Consider the following 22,365-nt stretch of genomic DNA (forward strand, 5'->3'; position numbering starts at 1 on the left):
CGGGTGCCGTTCGCCTACTTCTCGCGCCTCTCGCGAGCCCGCCAGCGGGTCTATCTCCGGAGCGCCGCGGTGACCGCCGTGCCGCTCCCCGACGCCGCGGCGCTCGCACCGCTCGCTGCGGCGACCGAGCGCGCGCTCGCCGACGGAGAACGCCGAGGCGTCGAGGGGGCGTCCCAGGCGCTCGCCGACGGCCTCTGCCGCCAGCTCGCCGTGCCCGCCGTGGCGGTGAGCGTGCTCACCGCCCGGCCGAGCCACTCCTGGGGCGAGCTCCACGGCCTCTACGAGCCCGAGCCGCCGCCGGCGCGGATCACGCTGTGGATGCGCACCGCCGAACGGCGCCAGGTCGTCGCTCCGCGCACCTTCCTGCGCACGCTCTTCCACGAGTTGCTCCATCACCTCGACTACGAGTGGCTGAAGCTCCCCGAGACCTTCCACACCGAGGGCTTCTTCCAGCGCGAATCGGACCTTGCCCGACAGCTCCTGCCGCCCTCTGCTAGCCTGCGCGCCAGGCGCCCGTCCGAACCGACCCGATGAAACCCGTCCCCGTCTTCTCCGCCCGCGGCCTGACCAAGCGCTACCGCCTCGGCGACACCGTCGTCGAGGCGCTGCGTGGTGTCGACCTCGAGGTGGCCCCGGGTGAGGTGCTGGTCGTCGCCGGTCCGTCGGGCAGCGGCAAGAGCACCCTGCTTCATCTCCTCGGCACGCTCGACGAGCCCGACGCCGGGCAACTGGTGATCGGCGGCCGGCCGGTCGCCGCCCTTGGTGACGGCGAACGGACTCGGCTGCGGCGGAGCCGGCTCGGCTTCGTCTTCCAGAGCTTCAACCTGTTGCCGGTGCTTACGGCGATCGAGAACGTCGAGCTGCCGCTCTGGCTTGCCGGCGTCGGCAGTCGCGAGCGACGGGAACGGGCGCGGGAGCTGCTCGCCGAGGTGGGGCTCGCGCGCCGCGGCGAGCATCGGCCGGACCAGCTCTCGGGCGGCGAGCGCCAGCGCGTCGCGATCGCCCGGGCGCTCGTGGCACGCCCGCTCGCCGTGCTCGCCGACGAGCCGACCGGCAACCTCGACTCGACCACCGCCACCGAGGTGCTCGACCTGCTGCTCGCCCTGAACGAAGGGCACGGCACGACCTTCGTGCTCTCGAGCCACGATCCGGCGCTCATCGCCCGCGCGCCACGCTGTCTGCGACTGCGCGACGGACGGATCGTCGCCGACGAACGGGGGGCAGCCTGATGCGCCTGCTGCTCTTCGCCCTGCGCAACCTGACGCGCAACCGCCGCCGCACCGCGATCTCGCTCGCGGTCGTGGCGGCCGGCACGATCGCCCTGCTGCTGACCGCCGGCTTCGTCACCTTCTCCTTCGCCGGCCTTTCCGAGGCGATGATCCACGGTGGGCTCGGGCATCTCGAAGTCGCGCGAGCCAGCGCCGTCGAGAATCACCAGGCGACGCTCGAACGCTCGCTCGCCGACGGCCTCGAGGACTGGGCGGCGCTACAGGCCGAGATCGAGACCGTTCCCGGCGTCCTCGCGGCGTCGCCGACGCTGCACGTCGCGGGCGTCGCCTCGACCGCCGACGGCCGCTCGACGGCCTATCTCGGGGTCGCCGGCGACCCGGCGCGGGAGCGCCGCATGGGCTTCGAAGTGCGCCTCCGCCGCGGCGAGGACCTTGCCGACGACGCTCCGGCGATCGGCGAGGACCGCGTGCTCCTCGCGACCGGGCTCGCCGAGTCGCTCGGCCTCGAGCCCGGCGGCCGCCTCACCCTCCTCGCCGTCGATCCGGGCGGCATGCTCAACGCGCTCGACGTCACCGTCGCCGGCATCGTCACCACCGGCGTCCAGGAGCTCGACACCCGCTACCTGCGACTGCATCTGGCGAGCGCCCAGCGCCTGCTCGCCACCTCGCGCGTCTCGAACCTGGTGGTCACCCTCGCCGAGACGGAACGCACCGAGGCGACCCGCGCCGCGCTCGTCGAGCGCTTCGCCGCCCGCGAGCCGAAGCTCGCCGTCGTCGCCTGGCAGCAACGGGCGCCCTTCTACACGCAGGTGCGCAATCTCTACCTCGGCATCTTCTGGTTCCTCGGCTCGATCGTCTTCGTGCTTGTCGTCCTGTCGACCTCGAACACCCTGGCGATGGCGGTGATGGAGCGGGTCCGCGAGCTCGGGACGATGCGTGCCCTCGGGACCTCCGTGCCACAGCTCGCTGGGCTGGTGCTCGCCGAGGCGCTCTGGCTCGGTCTCCTCGGCTCGCTCGTCGGCGACCTGCTCGGCGGCGCGCTGATCTGGACGATCAACGCTCTCGACATCCGGATGCCGCCGCCGCCCGGCGCCGTCAACCCGATCGACCTCAAGCTCGCCTACGTCCCCGAGGCCTTCCTCGGCGCCGTCGTGCTGATGCTCGTCGTCCTCGCTCTCGCCGCCATCGGCCCCATCGTGCGCGTGGCGAGGCTCAAGATCGTCGAGGCTCTCGGGCACATCTGATCGCTCACCCCGCTTCGAGCCAAGAAGAAGAAGGCGTCTGGGCAGGGAGACCTGGGCAACGCTTCACCTCGCAGGCGGAGGGCCGTGGGTGGCCGGACCGAGGGCTCCCATGGCCGCCTCGCAGGACGCGCTCCGGTCCGTCGCCAGCATCCCGCAAGCCACCGCGTCCGAGGACGGCCATGGGAAGCGGGCCGGACAGGACCCGCGGCGGGGGAGACGGCGACCGCTCAAGTAGAGTGAGCGGATGACCCGCACGACCCGCCGACTCCTCGCCGTGACGATCGCGCTCCTCGCCGGCCTCGCCCAGCGCACCGCCGCCGAGGTGACCGCCGAGGAGAAGCGCCTCCTCGCCGACACCAACCTCTTCGCCACCGCCCCGCAACAGTTCCGCGCCCGCCTGGCGATCAACAGCCTCGGCTCCGACAGCAAGATCGAGTTGGAGATCTGGCGCGGCGGCCGGGACAAGCTGCTCGTCCGCCCGCTCGATCCGAAGCAGATCGGCAAGTTCCTGCTCCAGTCCGGCGCCGACCGTTACCTGATCTCCCCGGGCGCCAAGCAGCCGGTCAAGCTCGGCGCCGGCTTCAAGATGCAGGGCGGCCTCTCCTTCGAGGAGCTGCTCGGCATCGACATCGAGCGCGCTTACGACGTCGAGCACGTCGAGACCGCCGGGAAGGTCGTGACCTACCACCTCAAGGCCAAGCCCGAAGCCGCTGCGGCGAGTGGGACGGCCGCCGCGCGCTGGGTGGTCGACCGCGAGCGGCGCCTGCCACTGCGTGCCGACCTGCTGCTTGCCGACGGCCGCACCGCACGCGTCGTCGAGTTCCCCGAGTTCCGTTCGACCCGCCCCCTGGTACCGCGCCGCATCGTGCTCAAGGACGTCCTGCGTGGCGGGCCGCCGCTCGAGGTCGAGCTGCGCGAGATCGAAGCGCGGGCCATCCCGGCGGCACTCTTCGACCTCGCCGACCCGACGGCCCGCAACGCACTGCTCGTGCCGCCGGCCAAGCCCTGAGGCGCGCGGAGTGCCTGTGGCGAGCGACCAGAGTCGCCGGGTGAGCGTGCTGCCGCGAGCCGGGGGCCCCGCGCCTCCGCTCAGCCCCGGGCTGCTCGCCGTGGCGCTCGCCGGCCTGGTCCTCGTCGTGTTCCGTCCGGCGCTCGAGGCCGGCTTCGAGCTCGTCGACGACAATCTGTACGTTACCGACAACCCGGCCGTCCGCGCCGGCCTCGGCTGGCCTGGCCTGCGATGGGCGGCGACGGCGATCGTCGCCGGCAACTGGCATCCGCTCACCCTGCTCTCGCACCAGCTCGACGTCACGCTCTTCGGCCTCGATCCGCGCGGACATCACCTGACGAGCGTGTTGCTGCATGCGGCGACGGCCGCGATCCTCTTCCTCCTCCTTCAGGCGGCGACCGGGGCCACCGGCCGCGCTTTCGCTGCCACGACGCTCTTCGCCCTGCACCCGCTGCGCGTCGAATCGGTCGTCTGGGTCGCCGAGCGCAAGGACGTCCTCTGCGGCCTCCTCTTCCTGCTTGCCCTGGGCGCCTACGGGAGATGGACCGCCCGTCCCGGCCCCGGTCGTCTGGCCCTGCTGCTCACGGCCTTCGCCGCCGCGCTCGCCGCCAAGCCGATGGCGGTGACTCTCCCGGCGGTGGCGCTGCTCGTCGATCTCTGGCCGCTCCGCCGCCTTCGCATCGACCTCCCCGGCTGGCCGCGCGAGTTGCGCCGGCGTCTCGTCGAAAAGCTCCCGCTCGCTCTCCTTGCCGGCGGCGCGTCGGTCCTGACCTGGCACGCCCAAGGGGCGGCGGTGGCCGACCTCACCGGCGTACCGCTCGGACTGCGCCTCGCCAACGCGCCACTCGCCGTCGTCGACTACCTCGTCCACACCCTCTGGCCGTTCCGGCTCGCGCCGTTCTATCCCCTGCCGGCAGCGATCCCCTGGCCGCAAGCGGCGGCGGCCCTGGTCCTGCTCACCCTGCTCACCGCCGCGGCCGTCGCGGCCGGGAGGTCCCAACCGGCGATTCCCGTGGGCTGGCTCGCCTTCCTCGGCATGCTCGTGCCGGTGCTCGGCCTCGTGCAGGTCGGCAATCAGGCCAGCGCCGACCGCTACACCTACCTGCCGTCGATCGGCCTCGCCGTCGCGATCGTGTGGGGCACCGCCGGCCTCGCGACGCGCACGTCGATGACGCGTGCCCTCGCCGTCGCCGCCGCGGGCCTCGCGATCCTGCTCGGCGTCGCCACCTCGGCGCAGGCCCGGCGCTGGCACGACAGCGAGACCCTCTGGTCGCACACCCTGGAGGTCTCGGGGCCGAGCTTCTTCGCTCATCACAACCTCGGGCTGGCACTGGCCCGCAGCGGAAGGTCGACCGACGCGCTCCTCCACTTGCGCGCTGCCGTCGCGCTGCGCCCGGCGTACGGACAGAGCCGCGCCGCCCTCGGCAGCCTGCTGCTCACCCTCGGTCGCGCCGACGAGGCGCGCGAGCAGTTCGAGCGGGCGATCGAGCGCGACCCGACCGATCCGCGCAAGCGGCTCTCGCTCGCCCAGGCGCTCGAACGCCTCGGGCGGCTGGAGGAAGCCGCGGCGGCGCTCGAGGCGGCTCTGGCACTCGACCCCGGCTACGGCGCTGCGCGCCAAGGGCTCGCCGAGATCCGCGCCCGGCTCGCTGAGCTGCCGCCGAGGCCGTGACGCTCAGCGGCGCACCACGGGGACCCTTCTCCAATCGGAACCGGCCAGGAGCTCCCGGGCCGCCAGAACCCAGATCACGACGCGCTTGCCGGCCAGCGCGTCGCCCCGTCGCATCAGGTTGACTCGCGAGGGCGTACCACCCGAGCCACGCACCCCGACGACATCCACCGGGAAACCGAGGGCAAGCGCCAAGTGCTCGGGCAGACCGGCGCCCCGGGTGTGAAGGTCCCCTCCGGCATGAAAGACGAGCACGTGACTGTCGCCAAGCAGCAGGACCGGGCTCTCGCGCCAGGGCACGAGAGGGACGAGAGCTCCCGCACGCCGTTCGAGCACCTCCTCCACCTCGACGACCTCGCGCGGCGAACGTTCGCCGCGTCGAAGGCGCCCGAGGTCGCCATCGATGGCGACCTCCCGGCGCTCGACGGCGAGCTCCCGACGCGGCACTCCGGCAATCCAGGAAGGCGTCCCGAGACGTTCACCGATGAGCCGTGCCGCCAGCGCAATCCCGCGGGGCGACCAGTGACTGTCGGTCCGGCAGAAGAGCTCTCGCGCCGGCTCGCTGCGTGATCGCGCAAAGGGCGCGAGCAGGTCGAGAGTCGTCACACCCTGCCGGGCGAGCTCGCCCTGAAGGGCCGCGAGCTCCTGACCGAGGCTCTCGGCGACCGCCGCCGAGCGTTCGCCGAAGAGAGGCTCCGGCACGACGAGCACTTTCGGCGGCACGAGCACGACGACGAGCTCGATGCCCGCGCCGCGGAGCTGATCGCGGAAGTCGACGATCGCCGGGAGCGGATCGCGCTCGGCCGGCAGGCCTTCGCGCTGTCTCCAAGCGGGAGCGACCAGCGCCCGAAGCTCCTGGGTGAGGTAGAGCCACCCCTCTCGGCCGACGAGCACCGGTGGATCCTCGGCGAGCAGGCGATCCACCGTCGCTCGAGCTCCCTCTCCGACTGCCCCTCCCGCGTCGTGGGCGGCGACTCCCGTGAGCAGGACAAACGACAGGGCCGCGACCGCGAGACTCCGTCCGGGCCGGCAGCGCTCGACCGCTTCCATCGCTCTCCCCCTCATCGGCCCTCCTGATCTCGCGTCACGTAGACCGGCCACCCCCACCAGCTCTCGCCCGGCAGCTCCATTCTCTGCAGGCTACCGAGCTCCGCCTCCTGAGCGCTCCAGGGAACCACGACGAGCTCGAGCCGCTGACCCGGGCGAACCTTCGCCAGCTCGCCCGGCGAACCGTCGCGCAGCGCCCAGAGATAGACGAGCGCGGACCCGCCCTCGTCCAGGACAAGCTCGACGGCACCGAGCGCTTCGCGGTACGGCGCCCGGCGAGCGTCGGGAAGCGCAGCCACAGCCCGAGCCACGCCGCGCAGCACCTCGGCCCGGTCGGAGTCGATCGGGGCGTGCGGAGACTCTCGCCCAAGTCGGAGCTCGATCGGCGTCCAATCCCCGGTGGCGAGCTCGCGAGCGGCGAACTGCCAGACCACCGCGCGGACTCCCGACAGACGGTCGACGCCGCGGGCAAGCTCGCTGGCCAGCTCCTCTCGCGCCCCTCGCGCACCGCCGGCGTTGCGAGCGATCCGGTCGACCGGCAACCCGAGCTCGCAGGAGAGCTGCTCGGCGAGCCCCGCGCCCTGGCCCCAGCCGAGCTCGGGATTCGAGTAGATGTTGCTGAAGCTATCGCCGAGCAGCAGCACCGGCGCGCCCCGGGTCGGGCGCCAGGGGTCCCCCTCGAGGCTGCCGACCTGACGAAGCGTCACCTCCTCGTCGACGAAGAGCCGGGACCCCCGAGGGAGCCCGAGAAGCTGAATGCTGTCCCCTGCGGCAGACACCCGCGCCTCCGTGCGAACGCACGCACTGGACGGCGGCGGCAGCGGTGCCAGCTTTCGCAGTCGCACGGCGAGGAGCCGCGCCGTGTGCTCCACCGCCTCCGGCCGCCAATGACTGTCTCCGCGAAGGAACTGCGATTCGCCGCCACGCGCGCGGGCCGCCAGCTCCGGGCCGAGGTCGAGGACCACGACACCGGCCCGGTCGAGCTCACCGAGCAGGGCGATCTCGGATCGATTGCGCAGCGGCGCAGACCGGCGGTCCTGGCCCAGCACCTCGGGGTGGATCGCCGGCTTGACCGACACCGGGAGCAGCAGCAGCATGATTCCTCGATCGGCAAGCTCGCGCTGCATGGCGACGATCGCTTTCCTCGGGTCCGCGCCGGGTCGGGCGAGCCGTCGTGGCTCGAGAAAGCCGGGGCCGGTCAGGTAGTCGAAGTCCTCACGAAAGATCACCCAGCCGTCGCGGCCCGGGTACGCCTGCTCGTTGCCGGCGCCGAGCAGCCCGGTCAGCAGCGCCTGCACAGGCCCTCGCACGGTCCGCGTGAACGCCGACTCTCGATCGAAGGCGTGCTCGATCTGAGCGGCTGCCGCTCCGAGGGTCCGATTGAGTGCCAGCAGGCTCGAACCAGCCTTGCCGCGAGACGCCGCCGAAACGCCGAGCGCTCGCCACTCGATTCCGCCGACGAGAAGCTCGGCGCCCCACCAGAGGAGAACCAGGACGAAATAGACCCCGGCGAGCGCCACCCCAACGCCGCGGGACAGGCTTGTCGCCGCCATCTCGGCGATGGCCTCCTGTTCGCGGGTGGGTAGCTCGGGCTCGCGCATCGCGTTCAGAAGATGAAGTAGATGAATGGGTTGAACTCCTGCGCCGCCAATGCCGTCAGGGCCGCGACCAACAGTCCCGCGCACGCGGCCGCGCGCGGCCAAGTCAGGGTGCGCGTGAAGCTCCACGCCTGCGGTGCCCTCCAGATGATCAGCGCGGAGATCGCCAGGACAGCCAGGTAATACGGCTGAAAGACGACGCCGGCCAGGAGTCCGGCACCACCAGGAGCCTCGCCGAACCCGACGAGCCAGGAGAAATACCGCCCGGCGCTCGCCAAGTCGACGGCACGAAACGGTACCCAGGAGAGCAGCACGACGAGGAAGGTCGCCGCGATCCTCCCCGTTCGAGGAAGACCCGGCAGCAGCGACCGCTTTCCCGCCGCGCGCTCGGCCGCAAGCCACAGGCCGTGCCACCCGCCCCAGAGCACGAAGTTCCAGGAAGCGCCGTGCCAGAGCCCGCCAAGCAACATCACCAAGGCAAGGTTGACGTAAGTCCGCCGCTCACCTTTCCGGTTGCCACCGAGAGGGACGTAGAGGTAGTCCCGCAGCCAGGTCGAGAGAGAGATGTGCCAACGCCGCCAGAAGTCGGTGATCGACTCGGCCCGATAGGGTGAGTCGAAGTTGCGGGCGAACACGAAGCCCAGCATCAGACCGAGTCCGATGGCCATGTCGGAATAGCCGGAGAAGTCGAAGTAGATCTGAAAGGCGTAAGCGACGAGCCCGCTCCAGGCCTCCACCGCCGAGGCGGAAGCCGCACCGAACACGGTGTCGGCGACCTTGCCGCAGGGATTGGCGAGGAGGACCTTCTTGCCGAGCCCGACCGCGAGAAAGGCGACGCCGCGAGAGAACTTGGCCACCGTGTGGGTACGCGACCTCATCTGGTCGGCAACCTCGGCGAAGCGGATGATCGGCCCGGCCACGAGTTGCGGGAACATCGACACATAGCAAGCGAAGTCGATCGCGCTGCGCAGCGCTCGCGCCTCCCCGCGGTAGACGTCGAGCGTGTAGCTCATCGACTGGAAGGTGTAGAAGCTGATGCCCAGCGGCAGCGTGACCTCGAGCGTCCGGGCCAGCGCTGCCTCCGGCACGCCGGTCGCCGAAGCGAGTGCATTCCAGTTCTCGACCGCGAAATCGAAGTACTTGAAGAACGCGAGCAGCGAGAGATTCGACACGATCGACGCGAGCAGGGCCGTCTTCTGAGCGCGCGTTCGCGGCGTCGCGCGATCGAGCATCGGCGGCTCGCCGCCCCCGGCGAACGGCACGTCGCCGGCGATCAGCAGGCCACAGACATAATCGATCAGCGTCGAGACGAGCAGCAGCAGGCAGAATGCCGGGCTCGTCCAGCCGTAGAAGAGGTAGGAGAGCAGGGTGAGGGCGAGGTGGCGCCCGCGTCGCGGCAACAGGTAGTAGACCGCCAGCGCAAGCGGAAGGAAACCGAAGACGAAGAGGTGGGAGCTGAAGACCATCGTCCGCCCTCACGGCCCCCGCGGAACAGCCAGGCTCTCCTCGACGGCACTGGAGACGTCGAGACCGACATCGAGCCACAGGGAAGACTCCGGGTCGATCGTCAGCGTGTCGGCCAGGTAGAGGCTCTCGGCTCGTGCGTTTCCGGCGATCGGCTCGACCAGCAGGTCGATCGCGTCGCCCGCCGCCGCTCGAGAAGCGGAGGTCGCGGCACCGTCGACCAGTCCCCAACGAGCCACCCGCAGCCTTGCGGGAGAGCCGCCCGACGAGCCAGCGACCTCGATCTCCTGGACGACCAGCGCCTCCCGATAGGGAGCGATGGACTCCAGTCCCGGCACGGCAGAGCGCCCGACCACCCGGCCAATCACCCTCCGCTGTTCGACGGGCGCCGACATCGCTCGCTCACGCCGCCAGCCCTCACTGCTGGCCTTGGCTTCGTCTGCACTGGCCGCAACGGCGGCGATCCGTACTCCGGCCAGCCAGCCTCGCCAACGATCCTGCCCCCGCTCTTCGCCGCCGAAGCTCAGGTGAACCGCGTTCCAGTGGAAGAAGTCGCCCGGCAGCAGGCGATCCTCGACGGTCGCCGTGCCATCGACCCAGGCGCTCAATCGCCCGGGAGTGAAGGCGATGACGAGATGGCTCGCTTTCCCGCGCACCAGCCGACCGATTTCCACGGGCTCGCCACCGGCCCGCCCGGTGTCGGAGGTCCGCAGCACGAGCAACAGACGCTCGCCTTCCTGGTGAATGGCGAAGCTCCGCGAACCGGGGGCGTTGGCAAGAGCGACGACGGGTCCGCGCGTCGCGGCAGCCACACTCCAGGGTTCGACTTCGAGCTCGAGGGTGAGCTCGTTGCTGTCACGGAGCGCGTCGTTGACCTGCGCGGCGAGCTCGGGAGGCAGGAAGAACCGCCCCCCACCCAGCGACATCCGACCTCGTCGATCGAGCCAAGCGAACCCTTCGGCGACAAGGAGGTCACCCCGCTCGACGACCTTTCCCTGATTGAGCACCGCACCGAAGCGATCGCCGTCCGGCCAGAGCAAGGCCAGACCCGCCAGCGTCGCGGGCCACGAGGACCTGGAGGGCTCCGCGGGGACCGTCTCGATGTCCGAGGTCTCGCTTTCGCTCGCGGCCAGGCCGAGGCGCTCACCGGGAGCCAGCCAGACGTCGGGAAACCGGTCGACCCCGGGGTGCGCCGAGATGCGGAGGGCTTGTCCGCGCGGCGCGAGCGTCACCGGATCGGTGGACACCACGAACACCTCGTAGTCGGCCGTGAAGTGATCGTGCTCGCCACGCGAGGCGGCGAACGCCAACGCCGCGCCGCGACGCTCGAGGTTCGGGAAGTAGAGGTAGCCGAAGCCCTCCGGGACCCGCGGGTCGTTGCGCCGGAGCAGCGTGCTGATCCGCCGGCTGGAGAGGTCGAGACGCGCGATCGGCCCACCCGCACCGGCAGACCAGACGCCGAACCGGCCATCGCCGGAGAAGACCGGCTGGCATCCGCCGAGGCGCGGCGCGGGAACGACGCTTCCCTTTGCTTCGATTCGCGAAAAGGTCGGATCACCGGTCGTCGCCCAGCGTCCCGTCGGGTCGACCAGCCAGCCAAAATCGGTGCGAGCGCCGGCGAGCATCGGCCGATGACGACCCGAAACGACATCGAGCCGCTGGGTGGTGCCGGACCCGTCGATGAAGACCAGATCGCGTTCGCTCAGCCAGACGAACGCCCGGTGCTCGCCATAGGTCCGGGCAGCCGAGACCAGCCGGCGCTCAGCCCCTCCGTCGAGGAGGTGAAGCCTCACCTCGCCGGTGAGCTTGCCGTCGAAGTAGCCGCCTCGCCCTGCCGGCAAGCTCAGGTAGGCGACCGTGCGGCCGTCCGGAGAGATGGCGGCGCAACAGTGGTCGCGGCCGGGTTCGTCGCCCGTGAGCAGGCGCGCGTCGCGCGACCGCAGGTCGCGAGCGACGAGGCGAAACTCGCCTTGACGATTCGATTCCCACACCACCAGACCGTCGCCCAGGGTCGCGGCGGGAAGCGGCTCGTCGCCGATCGCCGAAATCGGCGGGCTCGCCGCGGCGAGCGCGAGGACGAGCGCTGGCCCGACGAGGATCGACCGTCGGCGGTTCGGGATCATCGGCATATCGTCAGCGGGCATGCATTCTCTCCCGTTCTTCCTACGGGCGAGGCAACTCCGGCGTTGGCCATCGGCAGCGCTGATATTCTCCCTCTCCAGCGTCAGCGAGCCCCCTTCCCTTGAGCACGCACGATCCAGCCCGCGGGCTCCTCCGCTCTTCCAGCGCCGCGACGCTCGCCCAGTTCTGGCGCATGGGCCTGATGCTGGCCACCAACATCTTCCTGCGGCGCCTGCTGCCGCGCGAAGACTGGGGCGTCTGGGGATGGGTGGAGACCGTCTTCCTGGTGCTCGCCGCACTGCGCGACCTCGGGCTGCCCAGCCACGTCGTGCGGCTCGACCCGCCGCCGTACGGCACGCTCGTCCGCTTCCAGCTCGGATGGGGAATCCTGCTCGCCGTCGGCGTCGCGTTCGCCGCCCCGTCGCTCGCGCTGCTGTTTCACGACCCGGTCCCGACGGTGGTCCCGGTCCTCCGCGCGATGACCGTCTTCATGCTGCTCGAGGGCCTGGCCTCCGTGCCGCTCACCTACCTCGAGCGCGAGCTGCGGATCCAGCGCACCCTCCTGCCCGAGCTGGTGCGTAGCCTTGCCTACACCGGCACCGCCGTGGCGCTCGCCGTGGCCGGACGTGGGGTGTGGAGCCTGGTGATCGCGCAGCTCGTCGCCGCGGCCGCCTACACCGCGGTGCTCTGGGGGATCGCCGCGCGGTCGATGCCGCTGACCCGCAGCAGCCACCGCCTCGTCGAGCTGCTCCGGGGGAGCCTGCCGCTCGGCAGCGTCTGGTTGCTGCAGCTCGGCATCACCTATCTCGACCCGTGGATCCTCGGCGCGCGGTTTGCCAGCGCCCGCGTCGCGGAGTACCTCTTCGCCTACTTCTTCGGCTCGCTTGCCACGCGCGTCATGCAGCAACCGGTGGCGCGCGCGCTCTATCCGGCCTTCGTCGCCCTGCGTAGCGATCCGGCGCGCAAGGTCGAGGCGTACCGACTCGGGACGCTCCTGCTCGCCGCCCTCGAGGTGCCGGCCGCCTGCGTGATGTTCGTCAACCCCGAGCTGCTGCTCTCGCTGGTGGGTGGCCAGCAGTGGGTCGAGGCTCCGGGGTACCTGAGGATCCTCGCCTTCGCGCCGCTCATCGACCCGTTCGGACGGTTCGGCGGCGAGCTGCTCATCGCCCTGCACCGCGACCGCCTGCGCGTCGTCTCCCTGGCCGCCAGCCTCTTGTCGGTCGGCGCCGCCGGATGGGCGCTCACGTCGTCCGCAGGCCCGGGCGGCATGGCGTGGGCCCGCTATCTCGTGCTCGGAGCGCCGGTGGTGGCCTGGGGTGTCTGGTCGTTCGATCCGGCCGGGTTCCGTCGGCTGGCGCGTGACCTCGTCGAGGTCTACCTCGTGCCGCTACCGCTCTTCGCCGCGACCTGGTGGCTGACCCCGGCCGGCAGTTGGCTACGGCTGCTCGTCTCAGCCGCGGCGGCGCTCGTCTGCCTCGCCTGGTCGTGGCGGCGATTCGGCTCGAGCTTCCAGACCTTCTTCCGCTTCGGCGCGATGGCCGGGGCGCGTCAGTAACGCGCCGTGACCGGCGGCAGGCGGCGAGGACGGAGCCGCCCGACCAACCGCCGCAACCGCTTCCAGCCGAGCAGCGGCGGTTCGATCCACGGCCACCGCGCCGTCAGCCGATCGAACGACCGGCGGCGCGACGGACCGCTGCCCCTCCCCGCCGTGCGTTCGCGTTCGCTGACGTCGCTCCAGAAGCTGCGGTAGTAGCCCTGCTGCGGCGCGACGTCGGCAGTGGCGTGTTCGACCTTGCTCGCCACCACGAAGAGGGCGAGTTGGCGAGCGCGGAAGCCGCCGTACGCGAGCTCGTCGAGGCAGCCGGGGCGGTATCTCCGAACCGTGAACCCCGCGGGACGAAAGCGCGATCCCAGCCAGAGCGAGGTGAACTCGCAGAGCAACTCGCTCTCCAGCCGCCAGCCGTTCGCCGCGTAGTAGTCGTGAAAGAGCGTGGGCGAGAACTGGTGGAAGCCGTGATCGACGTGGTTGTGCGACGGGGCCATGCCGTGGATCGCACGGCCGCCGGGCTTGAGCACCGCGTGCAAATTGGCGAAGACGTTCGGCAGGTGGAAGACGTGCTGGATCGTTCCCGCCTCGAACACGGCGTCGAAGCGCCCGCGCAGCTCTTCCGGCAACGGCCGGTTGAGGTCGGCGATGCGGTCGGCGCCCTCCCAGTTCGACGCGTCGACCGAGGTCACCTCCGAGAAGCCGAGGAGGCGGAAGAAGCTCCGGTCGCCGAGACAGCCGCAGGCGGCGAGCTCCGGATTGTGCGACAGGCCGATCGGTCCGCCGTCGTCGGCGAGTCGGACCCCGTGACGACGGGCGAAGCGCCGCAGCTCCGCTTCGGTGACGTAGACCGAAGTCCGTCCAAGGGTCAGCAACGAGCCCGCGAACGGGCGCGCCTTGCTCTCCTCGAGCAACAGCCGGGCCACCTGGATCGGAACACCCATCGCGACCCCTACCTTTCGAGCTCACCGCGATGAGTGCGATACCAGTCGACCGTCCGGGCGAGCCCGTCGTCGAGCGAGAGCCGCGGGCGCCAGCCGGTCGTGGCTTCGGTCGCCGCGAGGTTCGCGGCCCGGACGCGCTCGAAGGGGCGGTCGGCGATCGCCCCGAAGCGAGGCGGCGGTCCGCCGATCAGGGAATGCAGCCGCTCGACGACCTCGCGCACGGTTACCAGTCGACCGCTGCCGAGCTCGACAGTCGCCCCCTCCAGCCCGGCCCGCGTCGCGCAGACGAGCAGTCCGTCGACCACGTCGTCGACCGCGATCCAATCGACCGGCCGGATGCCGCTCGAGAGCGCCGGCGGCTCGCCGCGAAGCAGTGCGAGCGAGACGTACGGCACGAGCTTGCGCAGGTCGCGCTGCGCCGGCCCGTAGACCATGTAGAGGCGGGCGGTGACGAGCGGTGCGGCATAGAGCGCGTGGAACATCCGCGCATAGCCGGAGGCGGCCCACTTCGCCGCGGCATAGGGCGAGCCGGGAAGGTTGCCGCTCGCCGCATCGGGCTCCTCGAGCGACCCGGCGAGGACGACTCGCGGGACCGCCTGCTCGCTTGCCGCCGCCAACAGTCGCACCGTCGCCGCGAGGTTGGCCTCGAACGTCGGGAGCACCAGCGAGAGCTCTCGTCCGCCGGTCACCGCGCTCGCCAGGTGGAAGACGACTTGCGGGGACGCCGCCGCCAGCAGCTGCGCGGCGGCGCCGCGCTCGGCGAGATCGGTGCGATGCCAGGCGACACCCGGGGACGCGACCTGCTCGCGGCGGCTCACGGCGTGGACCTCCGCTCCGGCGCCGGTCAAGGCCGCGACGAGGTGGGAGCCGATGAAGCCGGAAGCGCCGGTGACCAGCACGCGCGCCCCCTGCAGGGGAGCGGCAACCTCGCGGTCGAGAGCGACGGTCTCGGGCATGAGCGGGGATCGGCGACCTTCGGGCACGCCGGAATCGGCATGATAGCCTTCCGCTCGTCATGCGCGCCAGCGGCTTGCCTGGACGGGTAGAGCGGGCGCTCTCCCGGTGGCTGCGGCGGCTCCGGCGCCTCGACTCTCGCGTCGTCGCGTTGCACCCCGGCGGCGAACCGGCGGGACGAGCCCTTCTCTCCTACATCATCGACGGATTCCTCCTGCCGCTCGACGCCGAGCTGCCGCGCAGCCATACCCACTTCTGGGAGTCGCGCGAGATGGGACGGATCCTCGTCGACCTCGGCTTCGCCGTCGACGCGATCCACTGGACCAACGCGAGCTTCGTGCCGGCGGCACCTTACGACCTGCTCGTCGACGTGCGGCTGAACCTCGAACGCCTCGCACCGCGGCTCGGACCGTCCTGTCTGCGCGTCATGCACGCAGAGACCTCCCACCGCTCTTTCCACAACCCGGAACAACAGCGCCGGCTCGACGAGCTCGCCGCACGCCGTGGCGTGCGGCTGGCACCCCAGAAGATGCTCGAGGAGAACCGGGCGATCGAAATCGCCGACGCGGCGATCGTCATCGGCAATCAGGCGACACTCGCCACCTATGCCTTCGCCGGCAAGCCGATGTGGCCGGTACCGATCTCGCAGCCGCTGCTCTACCCCTTTCCGGACGGGAAGGACTTCGCCGCGTGCGCGCGACGCTACCTCTGGTTCGGCTCCGGGGGACTGGTGCACAAGGGGCTCGACCTCGTGCTCGAGCTATTCGCCGGGCTGCCCGACTACCACCTCACGGTCTGCGGTCCGGTCGACCGGGAGCGCGATTTCGCCCGCCTCTACCATCGCGAGCTCTACGAGACGCCGAACATCCGCACCGTCGGCTGGGTCGACATCGCCAGCTCCGAGTTCCTTGCCATCGCCCGGGACTCGCTGGGCTTGCTCTACCCGTCCTGCTCGGAGGGAATGAACGGCGGCACGGTCACCTGCATGCACGCCGGCCTGATCCCGGTCGTCTCGCGGCCGACCGGCGTCGACGTCGACCCTTCCTGCGGCATCCTGCTCGCCGACTGCCACCCGGAGACCCTGCGTCGGACCGTCGTCGAGCTCTCGTCTCGGCCGCCGCACGAGCTCGCTGCGCTCGCTCGCCGGTCCTGGGAGACGGCACGGCGGCGCAACACCCGGGCGAGCTTCCGCCAGGGTTGGGAGTCGGCGATGCGCGAGATCCTCTCCCGCTTCCGTCCGGCGATCGCCCTCCGCCCCGAATGCCGATGACCGAGATCGACCTGCTCGTGCTCTCGCCGCATCTCGACGACGCGGCGCTGTCCTGCGGCGGTCTGATCGCCCAGCGCACGCGGCTCGGACAGCGTGTGCGGGTGCTCACGATCTTCGCCGGCGACGAGCCGGCCGAGCCGCCCTCGCCGCTCGCCGCCAACCTCGCCCGCTGGTGGGGCCTCGCACCGGGCTCGGTGATGCGCGCCCGCCGCGCCGAAGACCGTGCAGCGGGCGAGGTGCTCGGAGCCGACGTCGAACAGTGGAACGAGCTCGAGGCCCCCTACCGCCGCGATCCGCGTGACGGCCGCCTGCTCTACACCACGCTCGCTGCGCTCTTCCGGCGGGTCGACCCGGCCGAGGAGGCGTTCGTCGCGACGCTCGGCGAGCGCTTTGCCTCGCTTCCCGAGCCGCTCGAGGTCCTCGCCCCGCTCGGTGTCGGCGGGCATGTCGACCACCAGCTCGTCCGGCAGGCCGCGACCTCGAGATGGGGATTGGCACTGCGCCACTACGAGGAGTTCCCCTATGCGGCCTGGAAGCGACTCGCCGTCTGGCGGGTCACCCGGCCGCGCCGCCGGTGGCGCACCGAGACCGCGCCGCTCGCCGAAGAGGATCTGACGATGCGCTGCCGAGCGATCGCCCGTTACCGCTCGCAGCTCGAGCCGATGTTCGGCGGCGAAGCGCCGATGGAGCGGCGCGTCCGCCGCTACGTCCGGCGCGTCGGCGGAGAGCGCTTCTGGATCCGCCAGCCCGAAGGGGTGAAGCGATGAGCCGCCGCGCCGTGGTCACCGGCGGAGCCGGCTTCATCGGCTCGCACCTGGTCGACGCGCTGGTCGCCGACGGCTGGGCTGTCACGGTGATCGACGACCTGTCGCGCGGCGACGCGTCGCGCCTGCCGCAGGGGGTCGAGCTCGTGCCGGTCGCCGCCGGTTCACCGGAGGTCGAGGAGGTCCTGGCGCGTCAACCGGTCGACGCGCTCTTCCACCTCGCCGCACAGGTCGATGCCGCCTGGAGCGTCGACCATCCCGTCGACGACGCTCGCGTCAACGTGCTCGAGAGCCTCGAGCTGCTCGAGCGCTGCCGGCGGCAGCGCGTCGGCAAGGTGGTTTTCGCCAGTAGCGCCGCGGTCTACGGCGAGCCGTCCACCGTGCCGCTCGACGAGGACGCCCCGAAACGCCCGCAGAGCCCGTACGGCATCGCCAAACTGGCGGTCGAGGGCTATCTCGCGTTCTACCGCGAGGTTCACCGCCTTCCTAGCGTGGCGCTGCGATTCGCCAACGTCTACGGCCCGCGCCAGGATGCCACCGGCGAAGCCGGTGTGGTCGCGGTTTTCGCCCATCGGCTGCTCGCCGGCGCCGCGGCGACCATCCACGGCGACGGCCGTCAGACGCGCGACTTCGTCTTCGTCGGCGACGTCGTCGACGCGGCGCTGGCAGCCGCTCGCAGCCCGGCGATCGGCGAGCTCAACATCGGCACCGCCGTCGAATCCGACGTCGTCACCGTCTTCGAGCGCCTCGCTGCCGCCCTCGCTCCGGGGGCGCGACCGGCGCACGGGCCGGCGCGCCCTGGAGAGCCGCGTCGCTCCGCGCTCTCGGCGCAGCGCGCGGCCGAGGCGCTCGGCTGGCGCGCCCGCGTCGACCTCGCCACCGGGATCGGCCGGACCGCCGACTGGTTCCAACATCCTCTGCAAGGGAGCTCGCGATGAGCCGTCCACGCACCCCGAAGTCCGAGATGCCGGTCGTCATCCTCTGCGGCGGCCAGGGCACGCGTCTGCGCGAGGAGACCGAGGCCAAGCCGAAGCCGATGGTCGAGATCGGCGACTACCCGATCCTCTGGCACATCATGAAGCTCTATGGCCACCACGGCCTCGAGCGCTTCGTCCTCTGCCTCGGCTACAAGGCCTGGGTGATCAAGCAGTACTTCCTCCGCCTGCACGAGATGCAGCGCGACTTCACCGTGTCGATGAACGGTGACCCGCATCCGGTCTTCCACAACAACGTCGGCGAGGAGAGCTGGCGGGTGACCTGCGCCGAGACCGGCGCCGAATCCGGCACCGGTGCCCGTCTCCGCCGTGTCCGGCGCTACGTCGACGCCGACACCTTCTGCTTCACCTACGGCGACGCGGTGGGCACGGTCGACATCGACGCCCTGCTCGACTTCCACTACCGTCAGGGCCGTCTCGCCACGGTGACCGGCGTTCACCCGACCTCGCGCTACGGCGAAATGAAGGTGCGCGACGGGCAGGTCGTCGAGTTCAACGAGAAGCCGACGGTGGCCGACGGCGTCGTCTCGGGCGGCTTCTTCGTGCTCCAGCGCGAGGTCTTCGACTACCTCGACGACGATCCCGGGCTCTTCTTCGAGCTCGCGCCGCTGCAGCGCCTGGCGCGCGACGGACAGCTTTCGGTCTACGTCCACGAAGGGTTCTGGCACCCGATGGACACCTACCGCGATTACCTTCACCTCAACGGTTTGTGGAAATCCGGTGAAGCGCCGTGGAAGGTCTGGGGCGACTGAGGGTCTCCGGCTCGCCGGGAGAGCCGCCGGGCACCGCGCTGCGCTAGGATGAACGCCTCGCGGTCGACCTTCCCGACCGCGCTCCCGCCGGCGACGCCGCCGTCCATTCGCATGCCCCACCTCGCTCCCGACCTCTCGCTCGTCGTCCCGGTCTTCAACGAGGAGGAGAACCTCCCGATCCTCGTCGGCGAGATCGGCGCGGCGCTCGCGCCGCTCGACCGGAGCTGGGAGCTGCTGCTCGTCGACGACGCGTCGACCGATGGGTCGCTCGCCGTGATGCAGCGACTCGCCGGGTCCGACTCGCACCTGCGGATCGTGCGTCATGCGCGCAACGCCGGGCAGACGGCCGCGCTGGCGAGCGGCTTCCGCGCCGCGCGGGGCGCGATCGTCGTCACGCTCGACGCCGACCTGCAGAACGATCCCGCCGACATCCCGCGTCTGCTCGCCGCGCTCGACCGCAGCGACTGCGTGTCGGGCGTGCGCCAGAGCCGCCGCGACAGCCTGGTGCGCCGCATCTCCTCGCGCATCGCCAACGGCGTGCGCAACTGGGCGACCGACGAGTCGATCGCCGACGTCGGCTGCTCGCTCAAGGCCTACCGGCGCGAGTTCCTCGAACACCTGCCGTTGTTTACCGGCATGCACCGCTTCCTGCCCACGCTGGTGCGGTGGAACGGCGCTCGCGTCAGCGAGATTCCGGTCAACCATCGTCCACGTCGTTTCGGTGTCGCCAAGTACGGGATCGGCAACCGCCTGGCGAAGACCATCGCCGATCTCATGGCGGTGCGCTGGATGCGCACGCGATGGATCGATCGACGCAACGCGACGGAGGCGCCTCCGCCGGGCGTCGCCTCGTCGGACCGCTCGTGAGCCTCCCCTCACTCGCCTCGCTCGCCTCGCTCGGTGAACGCCTGCGGCGGCACGAGTTGCTGCTCCTGGCGGCGCTCGCCCTGGCGCTCTTCCTCCCCGGGCTGGCGTCACGCGACCTGTGGAATCCGGACGAGCCGCGTTATGCCGAGGTGGCCCGCGAGATGGTCGCTTCGGGGCAGTACTTCGTGCCACAGCTCAACGGCCGGCTCTACTCCGAGAAGCCGCCGCTGCAGTTCTGGTCGATGGCGTTCGCCTCGCTTTTCACCGGCGGACTCGACGAGCGCTCGGCGCGCCTGCCGGCGGTGGCGAGCGTCACCGCCGCGACGCTCCTGCTCTTCGCCACCGGCCGGCGGCTCTTCGACCGCGAGGTCGCCTGGCTCGCCGCGCTCGCCTTCCTCACCGGCTCGAAGATCCTCTGGCAGGGCCGCGTCGGTCAGATCGACATGCTGCTCACGGCGCTGGTCATGCTCGCCATGTACTTCTGGACGCGCGGCTGGCTCGAGCGCCGACCCGGTTTCTATGCGCTCTTCTTCTTCGTCACCGGCGTCGCCACGGTGGCCAAGGGGCCGGTCGGATTGCTGCCGCCGCTGCTCTCGATCATCGCCTTCCTCGTCTGGACACGGCAGACGCCGCGGTTGCGCGAGATGCGCATCGGCCGCGGCCTCGTCCTCTGGGCGCTGCCGGTTCTCGCCTGGATCGGCCCGGCGACAGCGGTGGCCGGCACGGACTACCTGCGCACGATGGTCCTGCGCCAGAGCGTGCAGCGCTTCGCCGATCCCTGGCACCACTTCCAGCCCTGGTACTACTACCTCGGCGTCGTCGCCGGAGACTTCCTGCCCTGGTCGCTGCTGCTGCCCGGGGCGGTCGTCGCCGGTCTGGCGACGTTGCGAGGCGAACGGCGCGATGCGTTCCGGCTAGCGCTCTGCTGGGTGGTCGGGACCGTCGTCTTCTTCAGCCTCTCGCCGGGCAAGCGTTCGGTCTACGTGCTGACGATGTACCCCGGGCTCGCCCTGCTCGTCGGCGCCGGTCTCGCCGAGCTCGCACGGGGATGGCCGCAGCGACGCGCCTTTGTGCTCGCCCCGCTGACCCTCCTCGCCGCGCTGCCGTTCGTCGGCGCGGTGGCGTTGCCGTTCGTGGTCTCTCGCCAGGGCGCCGAGCTCGCGCCGCTCGGCACCGACCTGCCGTGGCGCCTCGCCGCCATCGCCGTCGGCGTCGGAGCGCTGGCCACCTGGGCGCTGCTCGCCGCCCGCACGGGAAGGCTGCACCTCGCCGCCGAGCGGCTGGCGCTCGCCTTCGCGGCCGGAGCGCTGGTCGCGGTCCTGACCGTCCTGCCGCGCTTCGATGCGGTGAAGTCGGCGCGCGGCCTCTCCGCGGAGATCCTCGCGCGGGTCGCACCGGACGAGCCGTACGCGATCTGGCCGCGGTTCGACGCTCCCTTCGTCTTCTACACCCGGCGGTTCGCCGTCGAGTTGCGCGACGAGGCCGACCTCGTCGCCTTCACTCACCGGCCCGGCCGCGTCTGGCTGCTCGCCGAGCGCGGCGCGCTCGCCAAGCTCGCACCTCCCCTCGCCCTGTTCGAGGTGGCGCACGACGCCGAGGTCGGACCGGGCGGCTACCTGCTGCTGACCAATCGACCCGAAGCGCGGAGGTCCGCGCACGAGGAGCCCGTGAAATGAGCGACAAGAAGCGCGTCGTTGTCCTGGGTTGCGGTCGCGTCGGCGCCGCGATGGCGCTCGACCTGGCGAACGAATTCGCCGTCACCGCGGTCGATCGCGACGAGAAGGCGCTTGCCCCGCTCGGCGGACGCGGGCTTGCCCTGCGGACCGCCGATCTCGGCGACGCCGCGGCCGTGCGGGCGGCGATCGCCGACGCCGATCTCGTCGTCGGGGCCGTGCCGGGCTTCATGGGCTATTCGACGGCCCGCACCGTCATCGAGTCGGGACACGACCTGGTGGACATCTCGTTCTTTCCGGAGGACGCGCTCACCCTCGGTCCGCTCGCCGCCGAACGCGGTGTGACGGCGATCGTCGACTGCGGTGTCGCACCCGGGCTGTCGAACCTGCTGCTCGGCGAGGCCGCCCGGACACTCGACCGGGTCGATCGCTTCCTCTGCTTCGTCGGCGGCCTGCCGGTCGTCCGCACCTGGCCCTGGGAGTACAAGGCGCCGTTCTCGCCGATCGACGTGCTCGAGGAGTACACCCGCCCGGCGCGCTACGTCGAGAACGGTCGCATCGTCGTGCGGCCGGCGCTTTCCGAGCCCGAGCTGCGCGATTTCCCGGAGGTCGGCACGCTCGAGGCTTTCAACACCGACGGTCTGCGCTCGATCCTCTTCACCTTCCCGCAGGTCCCGGCGATGCGCGAGATGACGCTGCGCTACCCCGGACACATCGAGAAGATCCGCGTGCTGCGCGAGAGCGGCTTCTTCTCCACCGACCCGATCCGCCTCGACGGCGTCGCGGTGCGGCCGCTCGACGTCGCCGCGCGTCTGCTCTTCCGCCACTGGCGCTTCGCGCCGGGCGAGGAGGACGTGACGGTCTTCCGGGTCGAAATCGAAGGCGAGAGCGGCGGCGAGCGGGTGCGGCTGGTGCACGACCTCTTCGATCGCGCCGAGCTGGCGACCGGCACGCTCTCGATGGCTCGGACGACCGGTTACACCTGCACCGCGGCGGTCCGGCTCGTCGCCGGCGGGCACTTCCCCCATCGCGGCCTATTCCCGCCCGAGCTGCTGCCCGGGCGCGAGCCGGGAGCGGCGGCGTTCCTGCTCGCCGAGCTCGCCGCGCGCGGGGTTCGGGTCACCTCACACCGCGAAGCGGCGACGAGCTGAGGGACGGCACCAGCGGCGACGCTCCATCGAGCGCGTCGTCGCGTCGAGACGAAACGAACGGAGCCCTC

The 22,365-nt window shown here is 71.3% G+C and carries 19 protein-coding genes; 13 read left to right on the forward strand and 6 right to left on the reverse strand.

Annotated elements, in window-relative coordinates:
- Positions 1-3: 3 nt before the first annotated feature.
- The 5 genes from IPJ17_18870 to IPJ17_18890 all read left to right on the forward strand — a co-directional run bounded on the left by IPJ17_18870 (position 4) and on the right by IPJ17_18890 (position 5,154).
- Positions 4-534: a hypothetical protein gene (locus IPJ17_18870; protein QQR73520.1), complete on the forward strand. Its 531-nt coding sequence runs from the start codon at positions 4-6 to the stop codon at positions 532-534.
- A complete protein-coding gene (locus tag IPJ17_18875) occupies positions 531-1,229 on the forward strand; it encodes an ABC transporter ATP-binding protein (GenBank protein QQR73521.1) in 699 nt (232 codons plus the stop codon). Before IPJ17_18870 ends, IPJ17_18875 begins: the two co-directional genes overlap by 4 nt.
- On the forward strand, positions 1,229-2,473 hold the full coding sequence (locus IPJ17_18880) for an ABC transporter permease (protein ID QQR73522.1): 1,245 nt from the start codon (positions 1,229-1,231) through the stop codon (positions 2,471-2,473). Before IPJ17_18875 ends, IPJ17_18880 begins: the two co-directional genes overlap by 1 nt.
- Before the next feature lie 244 nt (positions 2,474-2,717).
- Positions 2,718-3,482, forward strand: a complete 765-nt coding sequence (locus IPJ17_18885) for an outer membrane lipoprotein-sorting protein (protein QQR73523.1) — start codon at positions 2,718-2,720, stop codon at positions 3,480-3,482.
- Positions 3,483-3,492: 10 nt separating this feature from the next.
- The gene (locus IPJ17_18890) at positions 3,493-5,154 is read left to right on the forward strand and encodes a tetratricopeptide repeat protein (GenBank protein ID QQR73524.1); all 1,662 of its coding nucleotides are present in this window, start codon (positions 3,493-3,495) and stop codon (positions 5,152-5,154) included.
- Between the two features lie 3 nt (positions 5,155-5,157).
- Here IPJ17_18890 and IPJ17_18895 read toward each other — a convergent pair whose 3' ends face one another.
- From IPJ17_18895 to IPJ17_18910, 4 genes are read right to left on the reverse strand one after another with little or no spacing between them, the layout of a single operon-like run.
- A complete protein-coding gene (locus IPJ17_18895; GenBank protein QQR73525.1) occupies positions 5,158-6,216 on the reverse strand; it encodes a hypothetical protein in 1,059 nt (352 codons plus the stop codon).
- The gene (locus IPJ17_18900; protein QQR73526.1) at positions 6,213-7,751 is read right to left on the reverse strand and encodes a hypothetical protein; all 1,539 of its coding nucleotides are present in this window, start codon (positions 7,749-7,751) and stop codon (positions 6,213-6,215) included. The genes IPJ17_18895 and IPJ17_18900 overlap by 4 nt, the downstream gene beginning before the upstream one ends.
- Positions 7,752-7,804: 53 nt before the next feature.
- A complete protein-coding gene (locus IPJ17_18905; GenBank protein QQR73527.1) occupies positions 7,805-9,262 on the reverse strand; it encodes an MBOAT family protein in 1,458 nt (485 codons plus the stop codon).
- Between the two features lie 9 nt (positions 9,263-9,271).
- Positions 9,272-11,404 carry a hypothetical protein gene (locus IPJ17_18910; GenBank protein QQR73528.1) on the reverse strand — a complete coding sequence of 711 codons (2,133 nt, stop codon included), beginning with the start codon at positions 11,402-11,404 and terminating at the stop codon, positions 9,272-9,274.
- Between the two features lie 98 nt (positions 11,405-11,502).
- Between IPJ17_18910 and IPJ17_18915 the strand changes: the two genes are divergently transcribed.
- Complete coding sequence (locus IPJ17_18915; protein ID QQR73529.1) at positions 11,503-12,936, forward strand: oligosaccharide flippase family protein; 1,434 nt, start codon at positions 11,503-11,505, stop codon at positions 12,934-12,936.
- On the opposite strand, the gene IPJ17_18920 is transcribed toward IPJ17_18915, so the two are convergent.
- Complete coding sequence (locus IPJ17_18920; protein QQR73530.1) at positions 12,930-13,871, reverse strand: class I SAM-dependent methyltransferase; 942 nt, start codon at positions 13,869-13,871, stop codon at positions 12,930-12,932. The genes IPJ17_18915 and IPJ17_18920 overlap by 7 nt on opposite strands.
- A gap of 8 nt (positions 13,872-13,879) precedes the next feature.
- On the reverse strand, positions 13,880-14,827 hold the full coding sequence (locus IPJ17_18925) for an NAD(P)-dependent oxidoreductase (protein ID QQR73531.1): 948 nt from the start codon (positions 14,825-14,827) through the stop codon (positions 13,880-13,882).
- Between the two features lie 59 nt (positions 14,828-14,886).
- Here IPJ17_18925 and IPJ17_18930 point away from each other — a divergent pair, with 59 nt between their 5' ends.
- The 7 genes from IPJ17_18930 (at position 14,887) to IPJ17_18960 (ending at position 22,297) form a co-directional block, all read left to right on the forward strand.
- Entirely contained in the window at positions 14,887-16,095 is a 1,209-nt protein-coding gene (locus IPJ17_18930; GenBank protein QQR73532.1) for a glycosyltransferase, read from the forward strand.
- Entirely contained in the window at positions 16,092-16,862 is a 771-nt protein-coding gene (locus IPJ17_18935; protein QQR73533.1) for a PIG-L family deacetylase, read from the forward strand. Before IPJ17_18930 ends, IPJ17_18935 begins: the two co-directional genes overlap by 4 nt.
- On the forward strand, positions 16,859-17,797 hold the full coding sequence (locus IPJ17_18940) for an NAD-dependent epimerase/dehydratase family protein (GenBank protein QQR73534.1): 939 nt from the start codon (positions 16,859-16,861) through the stop codon (positions 17,795-17,797). The genes IPJ17_18935 and IPJ17_18940 overlap by 4 nt, the downstream gene beginning before the upstream one ends.
- 26 nt (positions 17,798-17,823) lie before the next feature.
- Complete coding sequence (gene rfbF, locus IPJ17_18945) at positions 17,824-18,606, forward strand: glucose-1-phosphate cytidylyltransferase (protein QQR76223.1); 783 nt, start codon at positions 17,824-17,826, stop codon at positions 18,604-18,606.
- Between the two features lie 111 nt (positions 18,607-18,717).
- On the forward strand, positions 18,718-19,473 hold the full coding sequence (locus IPJ17_18950) for a glycosyltransferase family 2 protein (protein ID QQR76224.1): 756 nt from the start codon (positions 18,718-18,720) through the stop codon (positions 19,471-19,473).
- Positions 19,470-21,149, forward strand: a complete 1,680-nt coding sequence (locus tag IPJ17_18955) for a glycosyltransferase family 39 protein (protein ID QQR73535.1) — start codon at positions 19,470-19,472, stop codon at positions 21,147-21,149. The genes IPJ17_18950 and IPJ17_18955 overlap by 4 nt, the downstream gene beginning before the upstream one ends.
- Positions 21,146-22,297: a saccharopine dehydrogenase NADP-binding domain-containing protein gene (locus IPJ17_18960; protein QQR73536.1), complete on the forward strand. Its 1,152-nt coding sequence runs from the start codon at positions 21,146-21,148 to the stop codon at positions 22,295-22,297. The genes IPJ17_18955 and IPJ17_18960 overlap by 4 nt, the downstream gene beginning before the upstream one ends.
- The last annotated feature ends 68 nt before the right edge of the window (positions 22,298-22,365 follow it).

Source organism: Holophagales bacterium, assembly GCA_016699405.1.
Lineage (GTDB): Bacteria > Acidobacteriota > Thermoanaerobaculia > Multivoradales > JAGPDF01 > JAAYLR01.